Annotated in this window: 22 protein-coding genes; 8 read left to right on the top strand and 14 right to left on the bottom strand. The window is 66.3% G+C overall.

All coding sequences use genetic code 11. The annotated features are described in order from the left end of the window. Positions 1-27: 27 nt before the first annotated feature. The 4 genes from mlaD (at position 28) to DES44_RS14780 (ending at position 2,639) form a co-directional block, all read left to right on the top strand. Positions 28-504, top strand: a complete 477-nt coding sequence (gene mlaD / locus DES44_RS14795) for an outer membrane lipid asymmetry maintenance protein MlaD (RefSeq protein ID WP_058937208.1) — start codon at positions 28-30, stop codon at positions 502-504. After that, positions 501-1,589, top strand: coding sequence for an MlaA family lipoprotein (locus DES44_RS14790; RefSeq protein WP_058933943.1), 1,089 nt, complete (start codon positions 501-503; stop codon positions 1,587-1,589). Before mlaD ends, DES44_RS14790 begins: the two co-directional genes overlap by 4 nt. A 77-nt stretch (positions 1,590-1,666) precedes the next feature. Beyond that, positions 1,667-2,308 (top strand): MlaC/ttg2D family ABC transporter substrate-binding protein, encoded by a 642-nt coding sequence (locus DES44_RS14785; RefSeq protein WP_058933944.1) that lies wholly within the window; start codon positions 1,667-1,669, stop codon positions 2,306-2,308. A 4-nt stretch (positions 2,309-2,312) separates the two neighbouring features. Further along, entirely contained in the window at positions 2,313-2,639 is a 327-nt protein-coding gene (locus tag DES44_RS14780; RefSeq protein WP_058933945.1) for an STAS domain-containing protein, read from the top strand. A 59-nt stretch (positions 2,640-2,698) separates the two neighbouring features. Here the strand turns inward: DES44_RS14780 and DES44_RS14775 are convergent, their stop codons facing one another. Both DES44_RS14775 and zwf read right to left on the bottom strand, forming a co-directional pair. Further along, positions 2,699-3,559 (bottom strand): MurR/RpiR family transcriptional regulator, encoded by an 861-nt coding sequence (locus DES44_RS14775; protein WP_058933946.1) that lies wholly within the window; start codon positions 3,557-3,559, stop codon positions 2,699-2,701. Positions 3,560-3,590: 31 nt separating this feature from the next. Then, positions 3,591-5,036 carry a glucose-6-phosphate dehydrogenase gene (gene zwf, locus DES44_RS14770; protein ID WP_058933947.1) on the bottom strand — a complete coding sequence of 482 codons (1,446 nt, stop codon included), beginning with the start codon at positions 5,034-5,036 and terminating at the stop codon, positions 3,591-3,593. Between the two features lie 316 nt (positions 5,037-5,352). Here zwf and tal point away from each other — a divergent pair, with 316 nt between their 5' ends. From tal to DES44_RS14755, 3 genes are read left to right on the top strand one after another with little or no spacing between them, the layout of a single operon-like run. Next, on the top strand, positions 5,353-6,303 hold the full coding sequence (gene tal, locus DES44_RS14765; protein WP_058933948.1) for a transaldolase: 951 nt from the start codon (positions 5,353-5,355) through the stop codon (positions 6,301-6,303). Further along, positions 6,300-7,928: a glucose-6-phosphate isomerase gene (gene pgi, locus DES44_RS14760; protein WP_058933949.1), complete on the top strand. Its 1,629-nt coding sequence runs from the start codon at positions 6,300-6,302 to the stop codon at positions 7,926-7,928. Before tal ends, pgi begins: the two co-directional genes overlap by 4 nt. A gap of 11 nt (positions 7,929-7,939) precedes the next feature. Further along, positions 7,940-8,563, top strand: a complete 624-nt coding sequence (locus DES44_RS14755; RefSeq protein WP_058933950.1) for an HAD family hydrolase — start codon at positions 7,940-7,942, stop codon at positions 8,561-8,563. 141 nt (positions 8,564-8,704) lie between these two features. Here DES44_RS14755 and DES44_RS14750 read toward each other — a convergent pair whose 3' ends face one another. From DES44_RS14750 to pilB, 6 genes are all read right to left on the bottom strand, one after another. Next, positions 8,705-8,929, bottom strand: a complete 225-nt coding sequence (locus DES44_RS14750; RefSeq protein WP_058933951.1) for a DNA gyrase inhibitor YacG — start codon at positions 8,927-8,929, stop codon at positions 8,705-8,707. Between the two features lie 115 nt (positions 8,930-9,044). Then, on the bottom strand, positions 9,045-9,800 hold the full coding sequence (zapD, locus tag DES44_RS14745) for a cell division protein ZapD (RefSeq protein ID WP_058933952.1): 756 nt from the start codon (positions 9,798-9,800) through the stop codon (positions 9,045-9,047). A gap of 77 nt (positions 9,801-9,877) precedes the next feature. Next, positions 9,878-10,471, bottom strand: a complete 594-nt coding sequence (gene coaE / locus DES44_RS14740; protein WP_198164897.1) for a dephospho-CoA kinase — start codon at positions 10,469-10,471, stop codon at positions 9,878-9,880. 16 nt (positions 10,472-10,487) lie between these two features. Beyond that, positions 10,488-11,426: a prepilin peptidase gene (locus DES44_RS14735; protein WP_058937209.1), complete on the bottom strand. Its 939-nt coding sequence runs from the start codon at positions 11,424-11,426 to the stop codon at positions 10,488-10,490. A gap of 3 nt (positions 11,427-11,429) precedes the next feature. After that, a complete protein-coding gene (locus tag DES44_RS14730) occupies positions 11,430-12,662 on the bottom strand; it encodes a type II secretion system F family protein (protein WP_058933954.1) in 1,233 nt (410 codons plus the stop codon). Positions 12,663-12,760: 98 nt separating this feature from the next. Further along, positions 12,761-14,485, bottom strand: coding sequence for a type IV-A pilus assembly ATPase PilB (gene pilB, locus DES44_RS14725; protein ID WP_058933955.1), 1,725 nt, complete (start codon positions 14,483-14,485; stop codon positions 12,761-12,763). 434 nt (positions 14,486-14,919) lie between these two features. On the opposite strand from pilB, the gene DES44_RS14720 reads away from it, so the two are divergent. After that, on the top strand, positions 14,920-15,294 hold the full coding sequence (locus DES44_RS14720; RefSeq protein WP_083525346.1) for a glutaredoxin family protein: 375 nt from the start codon (positions 14,920-14,922) through the stop codon (positions 15,292-15,294). 114 nt (positions 15,295-15,408) lie between these two features. On the opposite strand, the gene DES44_RS14715 is transcribed toward DES44_RS14720, so the two are convergent. From DES44_RS14715 to puhA, 6 genes are read right to left on the bottom strand one after another with little or no spacing between them, the layout of a single operon-like run. Further along, a complete protein-coding gene (locus tag DES44_RS14715) occupies positions 15,409-17,076 on the bottom strand; it encodes an O-linked N-acetylglucosamine transferase, SPINDLY family protein (protein ID WP_058933957.1) in 1,668 nt (555 codons plus the stop codon). Positions 17,077-17,111: 35 nt separating this feature from the next. Continuing rightward, positions 17,112-17,888, bottom strand: a complete 777-nt coding sequence (gene puhE / locus DES44_RS14710; RefSeq protein WP_058933958.1) for a putative photosynthetic complex assembly protein PuhE — start codon at positions 17,886-17,888, stop codon at positions 17,112-17,114. Between the two features lie 6 nt (positions 17,889-17,894). Continuing rightward, positions 17,895-18,971, bottom strand: coding sequence for a magnesium-protoporphyrin IX monomethyl ester (oxidative) cyclase (gene acsF / locus DES44_RS14705; protein WP_058933959.1), 1,077 nt, complete (start codon positions 18,969-18,971; stop codon positions 17,895-17,897). Next, positions 18,955-19,449 carry a photosynthetic complex assembly protein PuhC gene (gene puhC / locus DES44_RS14700; protein WP_058933960.1) on the bottom strand — a complete coding sequence of 165 codons (495 nt, stop codon included), beginning with the start codon at positions 19,447-19,449 and terminating at the stop codon, positions 18,955-18,957. The genes acsF and puhC overlap by 17 nt, the downstream gene beginning before the upstream one ends. Before the next feature lie 3 nt (positions 19,450-19,452). Then, on the bottom strand, positions 19,453-20,160 hold the full coding sequence (gene puhB / locus DES44_RS14695; protein ID WP_232309931.1) for a photosynthetic complex putative assembly protein PuhB: 708 nt from the start codon (positions 20,158-20,160) through the stop codon (positions 19,453-19,455). Next, the gene (gene puhA / locus DES44_RS14690) at positions 20,157-20,912 is read right to left on the bottom strand and encodes a photosynthetic reaction center subunit H (protein ID WP_058933962.1); all 756 of its coding nucleotides are present in this window, start codon (positions 20,910-20,912) and stop codon (positions 20,157-20,159) included. The genes puhB and puhA overlap by 4 nt, the downstream gene beginning before the upstream one ends. Positions 20,913-20,915 lie beyond the last annotated feature (3 nt).

The raw sequence follows: 20,915 nt of genomic DNA, 5'->3' as shown, positions 1-20,915 counted from the left end.
TGATTTCGATTTGATCCGGAGTTGCAGATGCAATCCTCACGTTATGACGCCTGGGTCGGTTTCTTTGTGCTGATCGGCGCCGCAGCCCTGCTGTTCCTGGCCCTGAAGGCCGGCAACCTGCTCAGCCTCAATCTGGAAGACACCTACACCGTCACCGCCAAGTTCGACAACATCGGTGGCCTCAAGCCCCGTGCGGCCGTCAAGAGTGCCGGCGTCGTGGTGGGCCGGGTGGACTCCATCAGCTTTGACGACAAGAGCTTCCAGGCCCGCGTGGTCCTGAAGCTGAACCAGGGCGTGGCCTTCCCCAAGGACAGCTCCGCCAAGATCCTGACCTCCGGCCTGCTGGGCGAGCAATACATCGGCCTGGAGCCGGGCGCTGACGAGAAGAACCTGGCGTCCGGCGACATGATCAAGCAGACCCAGTCCGCGGTCGTTCTGGAAAACCTCATTGGCCAATTCCTCTACAACAAGGCGGCCGATGCTTCTTCGGGAGAGAACAAATGACATCGATCGCCACGTCCGGCCTGCGTGCCGGGCTTTTGAGCGCGGCGCTGCTGGCCTCGTTGGCCGCGCAGTCGGCGCAGGCCACCACGGAGCAGGACCTGGGGCAGACGGCCGCAGGCGCCAGTGCAGCCCTGGTCACCGGGACTGAGATCGCTGTCGCGACCCCAGTTGCAGAAGCAGTCGCCGAAGGAGCCGAAGCAGGAGCCGAAGCAGGCGCTGAGGCAGGTTCGGGTGCATCTGCAGAACCCAGTGCAGCCCCCGCCAGTGCGGATGCTGCCAGCGCCGCCGCAGCCGCAGCGCCGGGCGACGCCGCCAGCGCAGCGACCACCGGCGACACGCAAGTGCCCGCCGCGGCCGGTCAGGCGGGTCAGGTCGCGCAAGCCGCCGAACCAGATCCCACGCAGCCCAATCCTCGGGTGCGCAATCGCCAGGACCCCTGGGAGCGCTGGAACCGCAAGGTGTTCAACTTCAACGAGAAGCTGGACGAGAACGTGCTGCGCCCCGTGGCCACGGCCTACAGCAACCTGGTGCCGTCCCCGGCCCGTCAGGCGGTGGACAACTTCTTTGGCAACTTCTCCGACGCCTGGTCGGCCGTCAACCTGTTCCTGCAGGGACGCCTGAAGACCGGCGCGCAGCAGACCATGCGCGTGGCGGTGAACAGCGTGCTGGGGCTGGGCGGCCTGATCGACATTGCCACGCCCGCCGGCCTGGAAAAGACCTCGGAAGACCTGGGCCGCACGCTCGGCTACTGGGGTGTCAAGACCGGACCGTACATCGTCTGGCCGCTGCTGGGCCCGTCGTCGCTGCGTGATTCCGTGGCCCTGCCTGCCAACATTTACTACTCCCCGGCCTACCTGTTCGAGGAAGGGGAGTACAAGTTCGGCATCAGCGCCTTGCAGATCATCAATACCCGGGCGGGCCTGCTGAAGGTCACCGACATGCTCGACGGCATTGCCCTGGACAAATACACCTTCGTGCGGGATGCCTATCTGCAGCGCCGCAACATCAAGGCGCACAGCAGCGCGGATGATGAGGAAGACGACTACGAAGTCATCACGCCGGCCGAGGCGCCCGCCAAACCCTGAGCGGCTGCTCCACCGGTCTACCCATGAGGGACCTGGCGCGTTGTAGTCAGGTCCCAGCCCAAAGAGAAAGGACAAGCATGATTTCCACCAAACGACTGCTGCTGAAGCTGGCCCTGTCCGTGGCAGCGGTGAGCCCGCTGGCGGCGTTCGCAGCTGATGCCAGCGCGCCTGACCAACTGATCCGCCAGCTCTCCGTCGAGACGCTGGATGCGGTCAAGAGCGACAAGGCCATCCAGGGCGGCGACGTCAACAAGATCATGCAGCTGGTCGACACCAAGGTCATGCCGCATGTGGACTTCCAGCGCATCACCGCGTCGGCGGTCGGCCGCTTCTGGCGCCAGGCCTCGCCGGAGCAGAAGCAGCGTCTGCAGGACGAGTTCAAGACCCTGCTGGTGCGCACCTATGCCGGCGCCCTGACCCAGGTGCGGGACCAGACCATTGCCCTGAAGCCGCTGCGTGCTTCGCCGGAAGACACCGAAGTCGTGGTCAAGACCGAGATCCGCGGCCGTGGGGATCCGATCCAGCTGGACTACCGCCTGGAAAAGACCGACGCGGGCTGGAAGATCTATGACGTGAACGTGCTGGGCATCTGGCTGGCTGACCAATACCGCAACAGCTTCGCCCAGGAAATCAATGCCAACGGCATCGACGGCCTGATCAAGGCGCTGGCTGAGCGCAACGCCGCCAAGCCGGCCGCTTCGGCGCCTAAGAAGGGCTGATGCCATGCTGAAGCTGCCTGCCCGCCTGCGCATGGACAACGTGCCGCAGGTCTGGGCTCAGCTCGAGGATGCGCTGCGGGCCGAGATGGTGCAGGTCGGCAATGCCGCCGGCCGGTCCGTCAGCCTGGACGCCAGCGGCCTGAACGACTTTGATTCGGCTGCCCTGAGCCTGTTGCTCAGCGCCCTGCGCATGTGCGGGCAGAACGGCTGGCAGCTGGACCTGCTCCAGCCGCCGGGCCAGCTCCGCGAACTGGCCCGCGTGTATGGGCTGGAGTCGCTGTTCTGGGCTGATGCTGCGGCAACGCCTGCAGCAGCGGACCTCGCCGCCTGACCCTTCACGGCGCATGAAAAAACCGGGCCTTGGCCCGGTTTTGTTTTTGGAAGATCCGCCTACTGTGCGTAGCGCTTGCTCCGCAGGTTCTTCTTGATTTCCTGCAGCATCGGCCGCAGGTTTTCGCCCAGCCGCAGCGCCACGCCGGTGGTCAGCACGTCCACCACCACCAGATGCAGCAGCCGCGACACCATCGGGCTGTAGCGGTCGTAGTCCTCCGGATGGTCCACGGCCAGCAGCACCTGACCGGGCAACTGGCCCATCTGCGCCAGCGGCGAGCCGCTGGCCGTGATGATGATGGTGGTCGCCCCCTTCTTGCGGGCGATCTCGGCAGCATCCATCAGGTCACGGCTGCGACCCGAGTTGGAGATGATCACCGCGCAGTCACCCGGGCCCAGCATGGTGGCACTCATCAACTGGATGTGGCCGTCGCTGCAGGCAAAGGTGTTGACGCCCAGGCGGAAGAACTTGTGCTGCGCATCCATGGCCACGATGCCGGAGTTGCCGACGCCGTAGAACTCGATGCGCTTGTGGTCCCGTCCGGCCTCGGTCAGCGCCAGGATGGCGCGCTCGAAGGCGTGGCTGGCGGCGTCATTGCGGTAGTGCAGCAGGGCTGCCACCGCGTTGTCTACCACCTTGACGATCAGATCCCCCGGCTTGTCGTCCTCGTCCACCGCGCGGTGCACGAAGGGCACGCCTTCGTTGACGCTGCCGGCCAGCTTCAGTTTGAAGTCGGCCAGCCCGTCATACCCGACGCTGCGGCAAAAGCGCACCACGGTGGGCTTGCTCACATGGGACCGGTCGGCGAGCTCGCTCACCGGCAGGTTGGCGAAGGCCCGTGGATCGGCCAGCAGCAGCTTGGCCACCCGCTGCTCTGCCGGCGGCAGGGCGGGCAGTGCCGCCTTGATGCGTTCGAGCATGCTCATGAACGGCACTCGCGCAGCAGGAGACTCAGCACTCTTCGATCCACGAATGGCCGTCGCGCGCCACCAGGGCGCTGGCGGCCGGCGGGCCCCAGGTGCCGGCCACATAACTGCGGGGGCCGGTGCTGTCGTTCTTCCAGTAGTTCAGGATGGGCTCGACCCACTTCCAGGCCTGCTCCTGCTCGTCGCTGCGGACGAACAGGTTGAGGCGGCCGGCGATCGCATCCAGCAGCAGACGCTCGTAGGCGCCCACGCGGTCGGCGGCGAAGGCCTTGTCGAAGTCCAGGTCCAGCGACACCGGGCTCAGCGCCTCAGTGCTGGAGCCGCCCTTGGCGGCCATCAGCTGGAGCTCCAGGCCATCCTCCGGTTGCAGCTTGATGATCAGCCGGTTGGGGCAGCTGCCCCCCGGGAAGATCGGATGCGGCACCGGGCGGAAGTTGATGACGATCTGCGCGTCCCGCGCCGCCAGGCGCTTGCCGGTGCGCAGGTAGAAGGGCACACCGGCCCAGCGCCAGTTCTGCACTTCGGTGCGCAGGGCCACGAAGGTTTCGGTGTGGCTGCCGGGAGGTACCTTGCCTTCCTCCAGGTAGCCGGGGACTGACTTGCCGCCTGCCGTGCCGGCGCGGTACTGGCCGCGCACCACATCGCGGGAAACGGTCTCGGGCGTGAACGGCTTGAGCGCGCGCAGCACCTTGAGCTTCTCATCGCGAATGGCGTCGGCGTCATTGCTGGCCGGTGCCTCCATGGCGATCATGGTGAGCAGTTGCAGCGCATGGTTCTGGATCATGTCGCGCAGCGCGCCGGTGCTGTCGTAGAACGGACCGCGCGTGCCCACGCCCAGCGACTCGGCCAGCGTGATCTGGATGTTGGAGATGCTCTCGCGGCGCCACAGCGGCTCGAACAGCGCATTGCCAAAACGCAGCGCCATCAGGTTCTGCACCGACGGCTTGCCCAGATAGTGGTCGATGCGGAAGGCCTGCGTCTCGTCGAAGACGCTGCGCACCACCCGGTTGATCTGCTGGGCACTGGCCAGGTCGTGGCCCAGCGGCTTTTCCAGCACCACCCGCACCTTCGGGCCGTTCAGGCCGGCGGCGCCCAGTTGCTCGCAGATCTGGGTGAACAGATGCGGGCTGGTGGCCAGGTACAGCACCACCGTGTCGGCATTGCGCTCGCCCAGCCAGTCCTTCAGCCGGGAGTAGTGGTCGGGCTGGGACAGGTCCATGCGCCGGTAATGCACCAGCGACGCGAACCGTTCGAATTCTTCATCGGAGGGGCGCTTGCCTTCCTCCACCTCGCGGAAACGCTCCTTGAGCCACTCGCGATAACGCTCATCCGGCATCTCGTCGCGGGCCACGGCCAGGATGCGGCCGTTCTCGGGCAGCTTGCCGTGCCGGAAAGCCTGGAAGAGGGCGGGCATGAGCTTGCGCCAGGTCAGGTCGCCGGTGCCACCAAAAAAGACAAGATCAAAGGACATGTGCGCGGCACTCCCGCGAAGGAGCGCGATAGTTGGCTGACGTCTTGATGTAACGAAGTTACCGGAATTATGATGCCGCAGTTTCTTCGGACGGTCAATCCGCCTGAAGTCGTTTCCAGGAGGGGCTCTCCTGCCTATCCTGGGGAGGCGTCTCCCTCTGGGGAGGGCCCTCCACGACAACGGGGGACTCGAGGGCGACGAGCGTCCGGGAAGCTTGCAGCAGAGGTTCTAATACGGGGGCACAGGGGCAAGGCTCATGCCGCGCCCCGCCTCCGGCTTCAACCCTCCGATTGTGACCGCCTCCGGGCGCCCCCCTATGAACCAGCTCGAACAACTGAAGGCCTTCACCACCGTGGTGGCCGACACTGGCAACTTCAAGCAACTGGCGCAGTTCACGCCGCAAGATGCGACGACCAACCCGTCGCTCATCCTCAAGGCCGTGCAGTCGCCGGACTATGTCCATCTGCTCGAAAACACCGTGGCCGCTTTCAAGACGGACGCGCTGGACCTGATCGTGGACCAGGTGCTGGTGGCCTTTGGCCTGGAGATCCTCAAGGTGGTGCCGGGCCGCGTCTCCACGGAAGTGGACGCCCGCCTGAGTTTCGACACCGTCGGCACGCTGGCCCGCGCCCGCCGCATCATGGCCCTGTATGAAGCCGCGGGCATCCCGCGCGACCGGGTGCTGATCAAGATCGCCGCCACCTGGGAAGGCATCCAGGCCGCCCGGGAACTCGAGCGTGAAGGCATCCACTGCAACCTGACGCTGCTGTTCTCCTTCTGCCAGGCGGTGGCTTGCGGCGAGTCCGGCATCCAGCTGATCTCCCCGTTTGTGGGCCGCATCTACGACTGGTACAAGAAGTCGGCCGGCAGCCAGTGGGACGAAGCCGCCAATGCCGGCGTGAACGACCCCGGCGTCAAGTCGGTCGCCGCCATCTACAACTACTTCAAGAAGCAGGGCATCAACACCGAGGTGATGGGGGCCAGCTTCCGCAACATCGGGCAGATCCAGGCACTGGCCGGCTGCGACCTGCTCACCATCAGTCCGGACCTGCTGGCCCAGCTCCAGGCCAGTGACGCCCCCCTGGCCAAGGCCCTGGATGCCGACGCCGCCAAGGCCCTGGATTTGCCCAAGGTCTCGTTCAACGAAGCGGCCTTCCGCTTTGCCCTCAACCAGGATGCCATGGCCACCGAAAAACTGGCCGAAGGCATCCGCCTGTTTGCCGCCGATGCCGGCAAGCTGGACCAGATGATCGAAAGCCTGCGATGAGCCTGTTCCCGCGTTGCGACAGCAGCCCCCACTGGGCCGCCCTCCACCAGCATTTCCAGCACACCGGTGCCGCCTTTGACATCCGGCAGGCCTTTGCGGCGGAGCCGGAGCGCTTCCAGCGCTGGTCACTGCAGGCGCCCGAGGTGTTTGCCGACCTGTCCAAGAACCGCATCGATGCCAAGACCCTCGAGCTGCTCCTGGGCCTGGCGGCGGATGTGCAACTGGAGGCGCAACGCGAGGCGCTCTTCAACGGCGACCCGATCAACCACACTGAAGGCCGCGCGGTGCTGCACACCGCACTGCGGGCACCTGCCGGCCAGGCGCCCTTCAGTGACGAGGTGGAGGCCTCGCTGGACCGCATGCTGGCCTTCGCCGACAGCGTGCGGGACCAGGCCATCAGCGGCATCACCGATGTTGTGCACATCGGCATCGGCGGGTCCGACCTCGGCCCCGCCATGGTGGTGCAGGCGCTGCAGGCCTATGTCCCGGCCACACTGAAGCTGCACTTCGTCTCGAATGTGGATGGCCATGACCTGGCGCCCGTGCTGCGGGGCCTGAATCCGGCCACCACGCAGTTCATCATCGCGTCCAAGACCTTCACCACGCAGGAAACGCTGGCCAATGCGCAGGCGGCCAAGGCCTGGTTCCTGCAACAGGGCGGCACCGACATTGCCCGCCACTTTGCAGCCACTACCAGCAATGCCAAGGCTGCCGCCGAATTCGGCATCACCACCACCTTTGGTTTCTGGGACTGGGTGGGCGGGCGTTATTCCCTCTGGTCGGTGATCGGCCTGCCCATCGCCATCGCGATCGGCTCCGGCCAGTTCAAGGCGCTGCTGGCCGGGGCGCATGCCATGGACCAGCATTTCCGCACCGCGCCGCTGGCCACCAATCTGCCGGTGCTGCTGGGCCTGCTGGACGTCTGGTACCGCAACTTCCACGGCTTCACCAGCCGCTCGGTCGCTCCCTACCATCAGGGCCTGCGTCGCCTGCCGGCCTATCTGCAGCAACTGGAGATGGAAAGCAACGGCAAGGGCGTGGACCGGGACGGGCAGGCACTGGGCTACGGCACCAGCCCGGTGGTCTGGGGCGAAGCGGGCACCAACGGCCAGCATGCCTACTTCCAGATGCTGCACCAGGGCACCGACGTCATTCCGGTGGAGTTCATCGCGGTCAAGACGCCGCAGTTCGGTGAGCACGTCACCGGTGAACTGCTCACCCGCCTGCAGGACCAGCACACCAAGCTGCTGGCCAACTGCCTGGCCCAGTCCCAGGCCCTGATGCAGGGCAAGACGGCCGAGGCGGCGCTTGGCGAATCGGCGCCGACCGCGTCGAAGGACCTGTCGCCCGAGGTCCTGGCGCGCCACCGCAGTTTCCCCGGCAACCGCCCCAGCACGACACTGGTGCTGGAAGCGCTGACGCCCGCGTCGCTGGGCGCGCTGATCGCGCTGTATGAGCACCGTGTCTTCGTGAGCGGGGCCGTCTGGAACATCAACAGCTTCGACCAATGGGGTGTTGAACTGGGCAAGGCGCTGTGCAACAGCCTGCTGCCTCGTCTGGGCAGCGGGGATCTCACCGGCCTGGATGCGTCCACCGCGGGGCTGCTGACCCGCCTCAAGGCGTGAGGGGCCGCGGCATGAAGATCGTGTTCGACTTCGGCGGCGTCCTGTTTCGCTGGCATCCGCCCAGTTTCCTGGCCCGTGTCTGGCCGCATCGCGTGCCGGATGAGACGGTCGGTGCCGAGGTGGCCCAGACCTTTTTCCAGAGCTACACCGGGGACTGGGGCGCGTTCGACCAGGGCCTGGCGGACGCGGCCACCACGGCCGACCGCATCACCGCCCGCACCGGATGGCCGCGGGCTGAGATCGTGACGGTGATGGACGCAGTCCCGCAGGAACTCCAGCTCATCGAGGGAACCGCTGCCTTGATCCAGGACCTGAAGGCGCAGGGCCATACCCTGCACTTCCTGTCCAACATGCCGGAGCCCTATGCAGACCATCTGGAAACGCACCATCCGCTGGGCGAATGGTTTGAGTCCGGCATCTTCTCAGGGCACGTGAAGCAGTCCAAGCCGCATACGCCGATCTTCGAGCTGGCGGCGCAGCAGTTCGGTGCGAAGCCGCAGGAGCTGGTCTTCCTGGACGATCACCCGGCCAACATCGAGGCGGCCACGGCGCTGGGCTGGCAGGCGGTGCTGTTCACCACGCCGGAGGCGGCGCGGGAGGCGCTGCAGGCGCGGGGACTGCTGGCGGCGGCTTAATCGGCGGCTCAAGCGGCGCCTTCAACGGCGCCTTCAACGTCGCCTTCAGCGGCGGCAGGCCTCGCCCTGCCATCGCTGGCGTGTGCCACAGCGGCGTTGCCCTGCTTCCGACGCTTGCTGCGGCATCCGCAGCAAGCGTTGTCAATGCTCGGCGTCGTTCTCGTCTTCGGTGGTCGGCGGCGCCGGCACGCGGAACGATTCATCGGCCCAGTGGCCGAGGTCGATCTGGCGGCAGCGCTCCCCGCAGAACGGCCGCCAGGGATTGCTGGGGGCAAAGATGCTGTCACCGCCACAGGTCGGGCAGGGCACGATGCGAGGACTGGCGCTGGGTGCGCTGGACGCGGGGGCTGAGGACGCCCCTGACACGCCTGTTGCCGTCGGCGACGAGGTCGAGCCAGGAGCGACGGGTGACGTGGAAATGCTGGAAGACGGCTTGGAAGTCATGACGGGAACTGCATGAATCGGCGGGTGGCTGCGCGCCTCAAGCGCACAGCGTCAATTCAAAGGTGGCGTCGACCGGCGCAGGTTTCAAGCGGCCCTCTTCATCCTGGCGCATCAGCCGGATGGAGACCATCAGCCGGTGGCCGCTGATCTCTGGCACCAGCCCCAGGCTGGGGTCGATGCGCATGCGAAGCAGTTGGAAGCTGCGGCCCTGCGGCAGGCTCTGCTGATATTGCCCGGCATGCGCCGCCACTTTGTGCGGTGACCCACTGTCACGCAACAGCCCCAGCAGCACATTCAGCGCCTCTGCCAGCGGCATCAGGGTCTGGGCCCATTGCATCAGGTCATTGCGGCGCCTGGCCGGCAGATACTGCTGCCAGGTGTAGTAGCCGGGCAGGTCGAATTCGCAGGTGCCCCCGGGAATCGAGATGCGGCTGCGGATGCTCATCAGCCATTCATTCGTGGTCAGGGCCTGACCGGCCTTGCCCGGCAGCTGGTTCAGCTTGTCGAAGGCGTGGTCGATGCGACCCACCACCTCGTCCAGAACCGACTCGGCAATGGCCGGATTGCCCCGGTAGCCATTGAGCTGGGTGCGATGGCGCTCCAGCTCCTTGAGCAGGTCGGCTTTCAGGTCGGCGCGCGAAGCCACGTCCATCACTTCGAAGATGGTGGCGAGCGCATAGTGGTGGTCCAGCGGCGTGTCGCGCGCCACGAGCTGGCCCAATCGATCGAACAGATGCTCCAGCCTGAGCATCGTGCGGATGCTCTCGTTGAAGGGGTATTCGTAGAGGATCAAGTCGGCCCATCCTGTTACGGCAAGGGGCCATTGTTCCACACGCCAGCCGTCACCCACCCGCGCTGGGGTTCGTGTGGTCAGAACAGGGGGCTTGTCAACAGCGCCGCAACTTCCTGATGCAATTGATCCAGACTCAGACCGTCGTTGTAGACGACGGCGTCCGCGGCCGAGCGTCGCTGCGCGCGGGAGGCCTGCTGGGCCATGATGGCGCGCACCTGAGCCGCGTCGAGACCGGAGCGCTGCATTACCCGCTGCACCTGGGTGGACTCCTCACAATCCACCACCAGCACCCGGTGCAGCTTCTGGCGCCAGCGGCCTGACTCCACCAGCAGTGGGACGTCGAACACCACCCGCTGGCCCGGATCGGCCAGCAGCGCCTGTCGTTCGGTTTCTTCACCGATGAGAGGATGCAAGATGGCTTCCAGCGCCTGCCGCGCGGAGGGGTCCTGGAAGGCGAGGGCGCGCATGGCCGGTCGGTCCAGGGCGCCGTCTGCAGTCACGAACCCGGCGCCGAAGCGCTGGGCAATGATGGGCATGGCAGCGCCACCGGGTTGGGTGAGGGCGCGGGAAATCGCGTCGGTGTCCACCAGCCGGCAGCCCCCCAGGCTCACCAGGGCCTGGGCCACGGTGCTCTTGCCGCTGCCAATGCCGCCGGTCAGACCGATGCGCATGATGGGGCAGCGGCCGTCAGCCTGGCAAACCCAGCCACGCCATCACGGTGCGGGGGCCAATCAGCAGCACCGTCAGACCGCCGCCGGCCAGGAAGGGGCCGAAGGGCACGTAACGACCTTCCCGCAGCCCGCCGGACATCTTGAGAGACAGCCCGACGAGGGCACCAATCACCGACGCCAGCAGGGCGATCGGCACGATCATCTGCCAGCCCAGCCAGGCGCCGAGGCCCGCCAGCAGCTTGAAGTCGCCATAGCCCATGCCTTCCTTGCCGGTCAGCAGCTTGAACACCCAGTAGATCGACCACAGGGACAGGTAGCCCACCACGGCGCCGATCAGCGCAGACGGCAGCGTCACGGGAAGCATGCCCGCACCCGCCGCCACCAGGCCCACCCACAACAGGGGCTGCGTGATGCTGTCCGGCAGATAGGTGGTGTCCCAGTCGATGCCCGCCAGCGCCACCAGGGCGGCAGCAAACCCGCAATAGAGCAGTGCAGCGAACTGGGGGCCGACCTGCCAGCCGATGCCCACGAAGAGCAGCCCGGTCAGCAGTTCGATGAAGGGATATCGGAAGGAAATCGGCGCCTTGCACGACGCACATTTGCCGCCGAGCCGAAGCCAGCCGATCACCGGCAGGTTCTCATGCCAGCGCAGCTGATGGCCGCAGTGCGGGCAGCGGGAGCGAGGCGTCACCAGGCCGAGCGGCGGCAATGCGTCCAGCGCCTGCCGGACCGGCTGCACGCCGTCGGCCACCGCCTGTGCCTGTGCCGGCGAGAATTTCAGCACCTCCTGCAGCTCTTCGCTGGCGGCCAGTTGCTGCTGGCAGTCATCCAACCACCCCCGGCGCATCATCACCGGCAGCCGGTAGATGACCACGTTCAGGAAGCTGCCGACACACAGTCCCAGCAGCCCGAGATACCAGGGAGAGAGCAGCAGGTCGAGCGTTTCCCGTTCCAGCAATCAGACCACCGCGCCGAGCTTGAAGATGGGCAGGTACATGGCCACCACGATGCCGCCAATCAGCGTACCCAGGAAGACGATGATGATCGGCTCCATCAGGCTGGACAGCGACTTCACCGCATCGTCCACTTCTTCTTCGTAGAAGTCAGCCGCCTTGCCCAGCATGTGGTCCAGCGAGCCGGACTCTTCGCCGATGGACGACATCTGCAGCACCATGACCGGGAACAGGCCGGTGGTCTGCATCGAATTGGTCAGCGATGCGCCGGTGGACACATCGCGCTGGATGCGCTCCGTGCCTTCGACGAAGACCGCATTGCCGGAGGCACCGCCCACCGAGTCCAACGCTTCGACCAGCGGCACGCCTGCGGCGAACATGGTGGCCAGGGTGCGGGTCCAGCGAGCGATGACCGACTTGTAGATCAGGTCGCCAAAGATGGGCACCTTCAGCAGCAGGCGGTCCATGACCTTCTGCATGCGGACCGAGCGCTTCCAGCTCTGGAAGAAGAAGTAGAGACCGCCGCCGACCGCGGCGAAGATCAGCCACCAGTAGTTGACGAAGATGTCGGACAGCCAGATCACGAACAGGGTCGGGGCCGGCAGGTCCGCACCGAAGCTCTTGAACACGTCGCGGAAGGTCGGCACCACGAAGATCATGATGATGGCCGTCACCACGAACGCGGCCACCAGCACGGCGATCGGGTAGGTGAGTGCCGACTTGATCTTCTGCTTCAGGGCCACCGTCTTTTCCTGGTAGATGGCCAGACGGTCCAGCAGCGCTTCCAGGATACCGCCGGACTCACCGGCTTCCACCAGGTTGCAATACAGCGCGTCGAAGTAGAGCGGGTGCTTGCGGAAGGCCACCGACAGGCTGGTGCCGGTCTCCACGTCCTGGCGGATCTCGTTGAGCAGTTTGGTCAGGCGGGGGTTGGTGCTGCCGCGGGCCACGATGTCGAAGGCCTGCAGCAGCGGCACACCCGCGCGCATCATGGTCGCCAGCTGGCGGGTGAAGATGGAGATGTCCTTCTGCTTGATCGAGCGGCCGCCACCGGAGCGACGCTTCTTGACCTTGCTGACCAGGATGCCCTGGCGGCGCAGCGAGGCGCTGACCACGGCTTCACCACCGGCGCGCATTTCACCGCGCACCAGCTTGCCGTTGCGGTCCTTGCCTTCCCACTCAAAGATGTATTCCTTGATGCCCTGCTTTGCGCGGGAACCCGCAGTGGTCGTCGCCATATCACCTCCAGCCGTTGCGCCAAGCGAACGGCGCTCCCAATCAGTTGTTTAATTCCCTCAGCGGTTCGTGCGTGAGCACGAAACCGGGTGGCCCTCAATCATTCATTGGTGGCCGCCAACACCTCTTCCAGTGTGGTCACCCCCGACTTGACCTTGATCAGCCCGGACTGCCGCAGGTCTCGCACGCCGTCCTTCTGGGCCTGCTCTGCAATGTCCATGGCAGTGCCCTGGGTCAGGATGATCCGCTGAATTGCTTCACTAATGGGCATCACTTGGTAAAGGCCGACCCGGCCCCGATAACCATTGTTGCAACTCGAGCAGCCCACGGCCCGGTAGGGTTTCCACGAACCGTCCAGGTCGTTTTCCGCGAAACCGGCGCGCAGCAGGGCGTCGCGCGGGTATTCGGCCGGGGCCTTGCAGTTCTCGCACAGCCGCCGCGTCAGACGCTGGGCGGTGATCAACAGCACGCTGGACGCGATGTTGAACGGGGCCACGCCCATGTTCAGCAGACGGGTCAGGGTGGTGGGCGCGTCGTTGGTGTGCAGCGTGGACATCACCATGTGGCCGGTCTGGGCGGCCTTGATGGCGATGTCCGCCGTTTCCAGGTCCCGGATTTCGCCGACCATGATGATGTCGGGATCCTGACGCAGGAAGGACTTCAGCGCGGCTGCGAAGGTCAGGCCCGCCTTGTCGTTCACATTGACCTGGTTGATGCCCGGCAAGTTGATTTCCGCCGGGTCTTCCACGGTGGAGATGTTGGTGCCGGGCTGGTTCAGGATGTTCAGGCAGGTGTAGAGCGACACCGTCTTGCCGGAGCCGGTCGGGCCGGTGACCAGGATCATGCCGTAGGGGCGATGGATGGCCAGGAGCAAGCGCTCCTTCTCGATCTTCTCGTAGCCCAGGGCCTCGATGCCGAGCTTGGCCGAGGACGGATCCAGAATACGGATCACGATCTTCTCGCCGAACAGGGTGGGCAGGGTCGAGACCCGGAAGTCGATCGCCTTGGAGCCGAACTTGAGCTTCATCCGCCCGTCCTGCGGCACCCGGCGCTCGGCAATGTCCATGCGCGAGATGACCTTGATGCGGGAGGCGAGCTTTTCCTTGATGGCGATCGGCGGCTGGGTGATTTCCCGCAATTCGCCGTCCACCCGGAAGCGGACGCGGTAGTGATATTCGTAGGGTTCGAAGTGCAGGTCGGACGCCCGCATGTTGATGGCGTCCACCAGCATCTTCTGCAGGAAGCGCACCACCGGGGCGTCTTCGACGTCGCCCATCTCCTGGGCTTCTTCCTGGGGAGCGGTTTCTTCCTCGGAGATGTCGAATTCGAAGTCGTCGCCGGCGATGGCTTCGAGCTGCTCGGCGGTGCTGCCGGACGCCGACGCCCCCAGCAGTTTCACCAGCTTGTCATGCTCGACGATGATCCATTCGGGCGTGAGCTGGGTGGCGAACTTGATCCGCTCCACCACTTCCTGGTCGGTCGGATCGGCGCCGCCGATGAACAGCCGGTTGCCGCGGCGCGCCAGGACCACCACCTGATGCTGCGCCGCCAGCTTGGCATCGATGATGTTCTGCGGGAGCTTGTGCGAATCGACCGCATTGAGGTCCATCAGTGGCATCGCCAGAGCATGGGCCAGCGTGTGCGCCAGGTCGGCGGAGGTGACCGTGCCGGACGCCATGACGGCGTTGACGAAGCTGGTCTTTTTCTCCCGCGCCAGGCGAACGAGGTCCTCAGCGGCTTTCGGCTGAAGTTTTCCGGCGTGCACAAGCACGCGCGCCACGCCCGACAGGGCGGACTGAGGGGGGTCGGCCAGAGTGGTGTCCATCGCCTCTCACTTTACCGTCTTGTACCCTGGCGTGACCGGCCCGAGCACAGGGTGTTTCACGGAAGTAGGGAGCTTCGTGCAAATTGGTCCTTTCCAGTTGCAATCGGGCTGTCCGGCCCCCCACGTTCAGTGAACAATTACCTCCTTGTGGGCTGCAGGGTCAAGGTAACGATCTGTGAGGACCGTGGCTTGCCCGCATCGCTGCCTCGCCGCGCTTGGCGACGTCCGTGCAGCCCCCGCTGAAGCGCGTGGCGCCGCTGCGGGAGTCCTTCGGGTTTCTACCGAGTGGACGACCCGCGTGACTGCCATGCGGCGCTGGCGTGCTTCACCGCCAGGAAGGACTTGGGCCATACTTTGCCCACACAAGCTGCAGCGATCCAGGGCCGGTCCGCCCAACGTCGCTGACAACGACATCACAACGGGGAAGGACGAACATGAGAAATCTGGTGGCGGTCGTGATCGCCTTGGTGCTGGCCTCGGTGGCCTGGAAGCAATGGGAGCGCCATGCGCCGCCGGCTGGCGTCAGCCGCAGCGAGATGCGCACGCTGGCCGCCAGTGTCCGTCCGGAGGAGGTGGTCATGTACACCACCACCGAGTGCGGTTACTGCCATCAGGCCAAGAACTGGCTCAGCAGCAATGGCTTTGCCTTCACCGAATGCAACATGAGCGTGGATGCGCGCTGCCAGAGCGAATTCCAGTCCTACCATGCGGACGGAACGCCCTTCCTCGTGATCAACCGCGGGAAGAAACAGCACCTGATGCGCGAGGGTTTCGATACCGAGGAATTCGTGGCCGCGTTACGCGGCTAATGCCCGGCTAATGCCCGGCTAATGCCCGGCTAATGCCCGGCTAATTGCGCGGCTGATTAAGCGGTTGATGGCTTTGCTGATTAAGCGGCTGATGGCTTCGATGAAGGCACGACCTCAGAGCGGCCCCGGCGACAATCCCATCACCGCCCGCTCCCACATGCGCTCATACAGCGACTCCAAGTCGCGGGCCATCTGACGTGAATCGATCCAGGGGCGGATCGGGCGGACCCGTACCACCCTTCGGGCGCCCCCACGCTCCACTTCCTGCGCCAGCTCGCACACCCGCTCCAGATACGCGGCTGGCGTCTCGCAGATCAGGTCCTCCAAGCCGGCCGCCGTCAGCAGACTGGCCGCCACCCGCCCGGCGAATCCCTCGCTCTTGAGCGTGACCACCGGCACACCGGCTGCCAGCGCATCGCTGGTGGTGGTGTGTCCGTTGCAGGGCCAGGTATCCAGCGCAATGTCGGCGCTGGCCAGTCGCTGCCAGTGGGTGGCCATGTCCACCGGTGGCATGAACTGAAGGCGATCAGCACCAATGCCGCGCTGCGCCGCCTCGGCCCGCAACTGCGCATCGGCCTGATCGCCGCCGCTGAGCTGCCACAGCAGGGCCTGCGGCAGCCGATGCAGGATGTCCATCCAGGTGTCCCACACGGCCGGCGTGATCTTGTAGACCGGATTCGCACCGGCCAGCACCAGAGCGTGTGGCGGCAGCCCCCAGGTGTCACGGGGCAGCGGCGTGATGTGCCGGCTGGCGTCGCCCGGCTGATAACAACGTGGCAACTGGGCGATTGCTTCGCTGTAGTCGGCCGCCTGGCTGTGCGGTGTTACGACGGGGTCGCCGATGATGTAGTCGATGAAGTCGGCGCCGCTGGTGCCGGGAAATCCCAGCCAGCTGACCTGCACCGGCGCCGGGCGGCAGGCCAGGGCGGTGAAGCGGCTGCCGGCGGTGTGTCCCTTGAGGTCGACGGCGATGTCCACGCCTTCCTCTCTCAACTTGGCCGCGATGCCGCTGGTCGACAGCGCGGAGACATCGATGAAGCGGGAGCCCGCACGGCGAATGCGCTGTCCCAGCGGGCTGTCGTCGGGCCCGCCATGAGAGACCAGCAACACCTCGAAGCGCTCGGCATCATGCTGCTCCAGCGTTTCCACCAGCAGGGCCGCGGTCGCATGGGTGTGGAAATCGGAGGAAAGATAGGCAACGCGCAGCCGCTCGCCCGGTGCCTTGCGCAGGGCGCGCACCGGCGGCAGGGGCTTCAGGCCGCGGCTCAGGAAGCGGGTGCTCATCCGCGCCACCTTCAGCAGATCGGCCGGTGCATGCGGCAAACCGACCAAGGTGAAGGGCACGCCAAATTCATCGTCCGCGTCCTCCGGCTTGGCCCGAATGGCGCCTTGCAGCGCGGCCAGGTTGGCCTCGAAGTCAATCCAGCGGGCGCATTGCTGGTCGCCATGGGCCAGGTAGGCCTGGGCCATCACACTGTCCGGCTGCAGCGTGGCCACCGTGCGGAAGCACTCGGCGGCCTCGGCCTTCATCTGTAGCGTCTGCAGGGCAAAGGCCAACTGCAGATACGCGTCCACATCGTCCATCTTCAGCGCCAGGGCCTGCATCAGCGGACCGACCGCCTCCTGCGGACGGCCACTGCGGCGCAGGGCTTCGCCGTAGTAGCGTTGCAGCTCGTTGGAGGGCGTCTGCGCGTGGGGGGCCAGCAGGGCGGCGGCCTCGGCATATCGCTGGTGCCCCATCTCGGACAAGGCGGCTTGCAGGAGATCCTGGAGTGCGGTCATTCCCCATCCTAGCCGCTCGGGCCTATTAGGCGAGACTACTCCGGCGAGGCGCGCCCCGTCCGGGACCGCAGTCCCCAGTCCCACAGTCGCTCGCTGGGCAGCGGCAGCACCATGAACCAGTGCTCCAGCAGCGCCAGGCTCAGCAGCATGGCCACGAAGCTGCAGGCGGTCACCTCGAAGGCCTCGACGCTCAAGGCCACCGCGCCGTGCCAGGCCGCCACCGACAGGCCCGTCACGCCGATCACGCTGACCGGGAACCAGCGATTGCCCGGCCGCTGCCGAAAGTAGCTGTGCAGGTACCGCAGATGCTCCGGCAGGAACTGCTCATTGAGATTGCGCACCCCAAGGAACACATTGAGCTTGGCCGACAGCCGCATCAGCCACAGCACGCCGAAGGTCCAGGTGGCCACCTGGTTCGGCCGCCCCCAGGTCAGCGCCAGCACCGCCATGCCCAGCACGATCAGCGCCAGCTCGTGATAGAGGATGGCCATCACCGCATGGCCTGCCCGTCGCCAGCCCCGGGCACCGGGCGGGCAGGCGGCCCGGCGCGGTCCGGTCACATAGCCCAGCAGGAAGCCGATCTCCTGCCAGCCCCACACCATCAGGGCGGCGGTGAAGGCGAGATAGGCGCCGGTGACGCGGGTATCCGCGGCCGTCACGCCCACGCCCATCAGTGCAATGCCCAGCAGCACCGTGGCCGCGGCCATGGTCCAGGGATGGGTCGCGCGCGGCAGTCCGTTCAGGTAGAGGATCACCCCGGTGCTGAACCACCACAGCAGCAGCGTGTAGAGGGCGGGCCAGCCGTGTTGCATGAGGGGCTACCAGCTCGGCGCCACACGCATCTCGCGCGGCAGCTCATGGGTCTTCACCGGCAGCAGGTACAGCCGCGCAAAACACGCCGTCGCCTGCACCGCACACCAGCCCTGCTGCAGCCGCCCCAGCACGCCGCCGCGCTTCTTGGCCCGGTCATTGGCCTCGGCGATCCGGCACAGCCGGGTCATGCCGGCGCGGAAAGCTGGATGGTCGGTGTCCAAACTCAGCGGGAAGACCTGCCGGGAGATCTCCGTGGTGATGTCGAACACCTGGTAGTCGTACTCGGTCGGGTCCATGCCCAGGGCCTCGCTCAGCCAGGGCCGGGTATGGTCCCGCACATACATCGTGGCGTAGACCGCCAGCAGGAAGAAGCGAATCCACAGCTTGTTGCCGCCGCGCAGCAGATGCGGCTGGGCCCGCATCATCAGTGCGAAGGATTCACCGTGGCGGAACTCGTCGTTGCACCAGCGCTCGAACCAGCGAAAGATCGGATGGAAGCGCTTGTCCGGATGCCGCTCCAGCTGGCGGTAGATGCTGATGTAGCGGGCATAACCGATCTTCTCCGACAGGTAGGTGGCGTAGAAGATGTACTTGGGCTTGAAGTAGGTGTAGGCCTTGGTCTTCTTGAGCCCGACCAGGTCTACCTGCAGGCCGAAGTCCTTCAGCGACTGGTTGATGAAGTTGGCATGGCGGGATTCGTCCCGGGTGAGGTAGCGCATCAGCTGCCGGATGTCGGGGTTGCTGACATTCTTGGCAATCTCGTTGTAGAGCACGCAGCCGGAGTATTCGCTGGTCAGTGAGCTGACCAGGAAGTCCTGGAAGTCCCGTCGCAACTGCGGCGTCCAGCTGGCCGACAGCGCCGCCACCTCCGCCGCGAACTCGGGCGTGCGCAGGAAGTGGTCGTGGTTGTTGTCGCCTTCGTACTCGGCGAGCATCGCGTCCCACTCGGCGCGGATGGGGCTCATGTCCAGCCGGTCCATGGCCGCGTAGTCGGTCTTGTAGAAACGCGGGGTGAGCATCGTCTCGGCCTTGGCCAGACGGGCGGCATCTTCCGGGGTCTGCAGTTCAGCGCTGGGCGACATGGTCAGCTCCTGGTGAGGTGGGGGGCAGCAGGCGGACGAACACGGCCGCATTGGTGGCCCCGAAGGATTCAAGATCGATGCGTCGGTGGGTGCCCGGGTCCACCAGGGTGAGCCGGCCGTCGGCCCGGCCGAGCAGCTCGAACGGCAGTTCCGGACCCAGGCCCTGGCGCTTGCGTTCCCGCGCCAGGCCGCGCACGGCGCTGCGCAGGAACCCGTTGGTGCCGGGGGCCACCGTGTCCAGCAGGTCGCCGCTTCGGGCATCCCGGATGGCGATGCTGCCGTCGGCCCCATCCTCGAAATGCAGCAGGCGCACCTGCCGGGTGGGGGCATCCGGCAATTGCTGGGGACTGACCCCGGCCAGCCGGACCACGGCCACGCCCAGCACGCTGGTGAGCACCAGCGCCGCCAGGGCGGCCAGGGGCAGGGTGGGCAGCTTGGATAGCTGGGGCAGCCGGGTGTGGGGGTCGGCGGTGTTCATGGCTCAGGCCAGTTGAGGCACCGGGCCGTGGGACGGCTCGGCCAGCGGACGGGTGGGGTCCACCACCACGGCCTTCTCGGGCAGGGCCTGCCGCGCCGCTTCGGCGTCCTTCAGGGCCTGTGCCAGCAAGGCGGCGACGGCAGGCGCGTCGGCCAGGGCCCGCAGCATCGGCTGGGTGCGCTTCAGATGCCAGGGCCGGGCATGCGGCCACAGATGCAGATAGGCGATACGGTCCGCGCCCCCCAGGCTCAGCACGATGTCACCACCCCGGCCGCGTGGCCGCCAACTGGCCGCGGCCAGCTGCGCGAACGGCAGGTTGAAGGTGATGCTCAGCACGATGCCCACCCGCATCACCACCCGTCGATTGGTGATGGTGTAGACGGTGGTGCGGGCGATCAGCCAGGACATGCCGGTCAGCAGGGCGCCGGCCAGCAGCATCAGCGGCAGCATGCCGGCCAGCGCGCCAAGCGTCTGGCCCAGGCTCAGGCCATCCGCCCAGGCCGTGCCGGCCCGCCACAGCAGCAGCAGGCCGAAATACACCGCCACCAGGTCCAGATGCAGGGCTTGCCGCAACAGCAGCCGGGCATCGGGCGCCCCTTGCCACAACATCCGCTCGCCGTCCGGCAGGGCTTCGGGCAGCCCCGGCGTGGCTTCGAACTCGTGCTCGTGCGCCGGGGCCAGCACATTCACAAGGTTGGGCACGGCTCTCACAGCAGCGGCTCCTGGCGCTGCGGCGTCGCATAGAGCGTGCCGGCCCCGTAATAGGCCATGATCTTCTCCTCCTCCAGCAGGGTGACCTGCTCGGCATGGCGGGTGGGCGGCACGCCGGCGATCTGATGGCCCAGGAGCGACCGCACGCGGATGTGATGGTCATGCACCTTGGCGAAGTTCATCGGCAGCAGCACACGGCCCTGGCCGGGCAGCGCCAGCTCCAGATAGCGGAACAGCATTTCCGAGCGGTCCACCCACAGGTCCACCACCCGCGCGCCTTCCACGCCATCCACGCCGAGCACCGGCAGGCCGCGCGGATCGACGTCCTGCGGCGCGACGCCGAAGCCGGCGGCCACCCGCAGCGGCACGATCTTGATCACGCCTTCATAGGTCACGTCCGCCACGTCCGCCCGGTCGGCCCAGGCGCCCGGGCCGACGCCGGCGCGCAGCGGATCGCCCACCGGCTGCAACGGTGCGCCGCGGTAGGCGCCTTCATGCAGCGGCGGCTGGTTGTCCCGCCGCGCATTGGGGGCCTGGACCGTCTGCCCGTTGGCCAGGCGGAAGGTCTTGGGCTTGGGCACTGACGGCCAGCCCTGCACGGTGATGGCGTGCGAGCGGTCGGATTCCAGCGGATAGCCCTCGCGTTTGTTCTCGCGATGCAGGTAGTAGATGAGCCCGGCAAAGAAGATCCAGAACGCGTAGAGCACGAGCTGGGCCACGTCGATGTAGCCCGTGATGGCACCGGTTTGCATGGA

Origin of the sequence: Roseateles depolymerans, from assembly GCF_003387155.1 — a bacterium.
In the GTDB taxonomy this organism is placed as follows: domain Bacteria; phylum Pseudomonadota; class Gammaproteobacteria; order Burkholderiales; family Burkholderiaceae_C; genus Roseateles; species Roseateles depolymerans.
Note: the sequence above shows the minus strand (reverse complement) of the source record. Positions and strands in the feature narration are given on the sequence as shown.

What these genes read in the sequence shown, in the direction of transcription:
- mlaD (WP_058937208.1), top strand. Translation starts at nt 28, where the DNA reads ATGCAATCCTCACGTTATGACGCCTGGGTCGGTTTCTTTGTGCTGATC.
- DES44_RS14790 (WP_058933943.1), top strand. Translation starts at nt 501, where the DNA reads ATGACATCGATCGCCACGTCCGGCCTGCGTGCCGGGCTTTTGAGCGCG.
- DES44_RS14785 (WP_058933944.1), top strand. Translation starts at nt 1,667, where the DNA reads ATGATTTCCACCAAACGACTGCTGCTGAAGCTGGCCCTGTCCGTGGCA.
- DES44_RS14780 (WP_058933945.1), top strand. Translation starts at nt 2,313, where the DNA reads ATGCTGAAGCTGCCTGCCCGCCTGCGCATGGACAACGTGCCGCAGGTC.
- DES44_RS14775 (WP_058933946.1), bottom strand. Translation starts at nt 3,559, where the DNA reads ATGCTCGAACGCATCAAGGCGGCACTGCCCGCCCTGCCGCCGGCAGAG.
- zwf (WP_058933947.1), bottom strand. Translation starts at nt 5,036, where the DNA reads ATGTCCTTTGATCTTGTCTTTTTTGGTGGCACCGGCGACCTGACCTGG.
- tal (WP_058933948.1), top strand. Translation starts at nt 5,353, where the DNA reads ATGAACCAGCTCGAACAACTGAAGGCCTTCACCACCGTGGTGGCCGAC.
- pgi (WP_058933949.1), top strand. Translation starts at nt 6,300, where the DNA reads ATGAGCCTGTTCCCGCGTTGCGACAGCAGCCCCCACTGGGCCGCCCTC.
- DES44_RS14755 (WP_058933950.1), top strand. Translation starts at nt 7,940, where the DNA reads ATGAAGATCGTGTTCGACTTCGGCGGCGTCCTGTTTCGCTGGCATCCG.
- coaE (WP_198164897.1), bottom strand. Translation starts at nt 10,471, where the DNA reads ATGCGCATCGGTCTGACCGGCGGCATTGGCAGCGGCAAGAGCACCGTG.
- DES44_RS14730 (WP_058933954.1), bottom strand. Translation starts at nt 12,662, where the DNA reads ATGGCGACGACCACTGCGGGTTCCCGCGCAAAGCAGGGCATCAAGGAA.
- pilB (WP_058933955.1), bottom strand. Translation starts at nt 14,485, where the DNA reads ATGGACACCACTCTGGCCGACCCCCCTCAGTCCGCCCTGTCGGGCGTG.
- DES44_RS14720 (WP_083525346.1), top strand. Translation starts at nt 14,920, where the DNA reads ATGAGAAATCTGGTGGCGGTCGTGATCGCCTTGGTGCTGGCCTCGGTG.
- DES44_RS14715 (WP_058933957.1), bottom strand. Translation starts at nt 17,076, where the DNA reads ATGACCGCACTCCAGGATCTCCTGCAAGCCGCCTTGTCCGAGATGGGG.
- puhE (WP_058933958.1), bottom strand. Translation starts at nt 17,888, where the DNA reads ATGCAACACGGCTGGCCCGCCCTCTACACGCTGCTGCTGTGGTGGTTC.
- acsF (WP_058933959.1), bottom strand. Translation starts at nt 18,971, where the DNA reads ATGTCGCCCAGCGCTGAACTGCAGACCCCGGAAGATGCCGCCCGTCTG.
- puhC (WP_058933960.1), bottom strand. Translation starts at nt 19,449, where the DNA reads ATGAACACCGCCGACCCCCACACCCGGCTGCCCCAGCTATCCAAGCTG.
- puhA (WP_058933962.1), bottom strand. Translation starts at nt 20,912, where the DNA reads ATGCAAACCGGTGCCATCACGGGCTACATCGACGTGGCCCAGCTCGTG.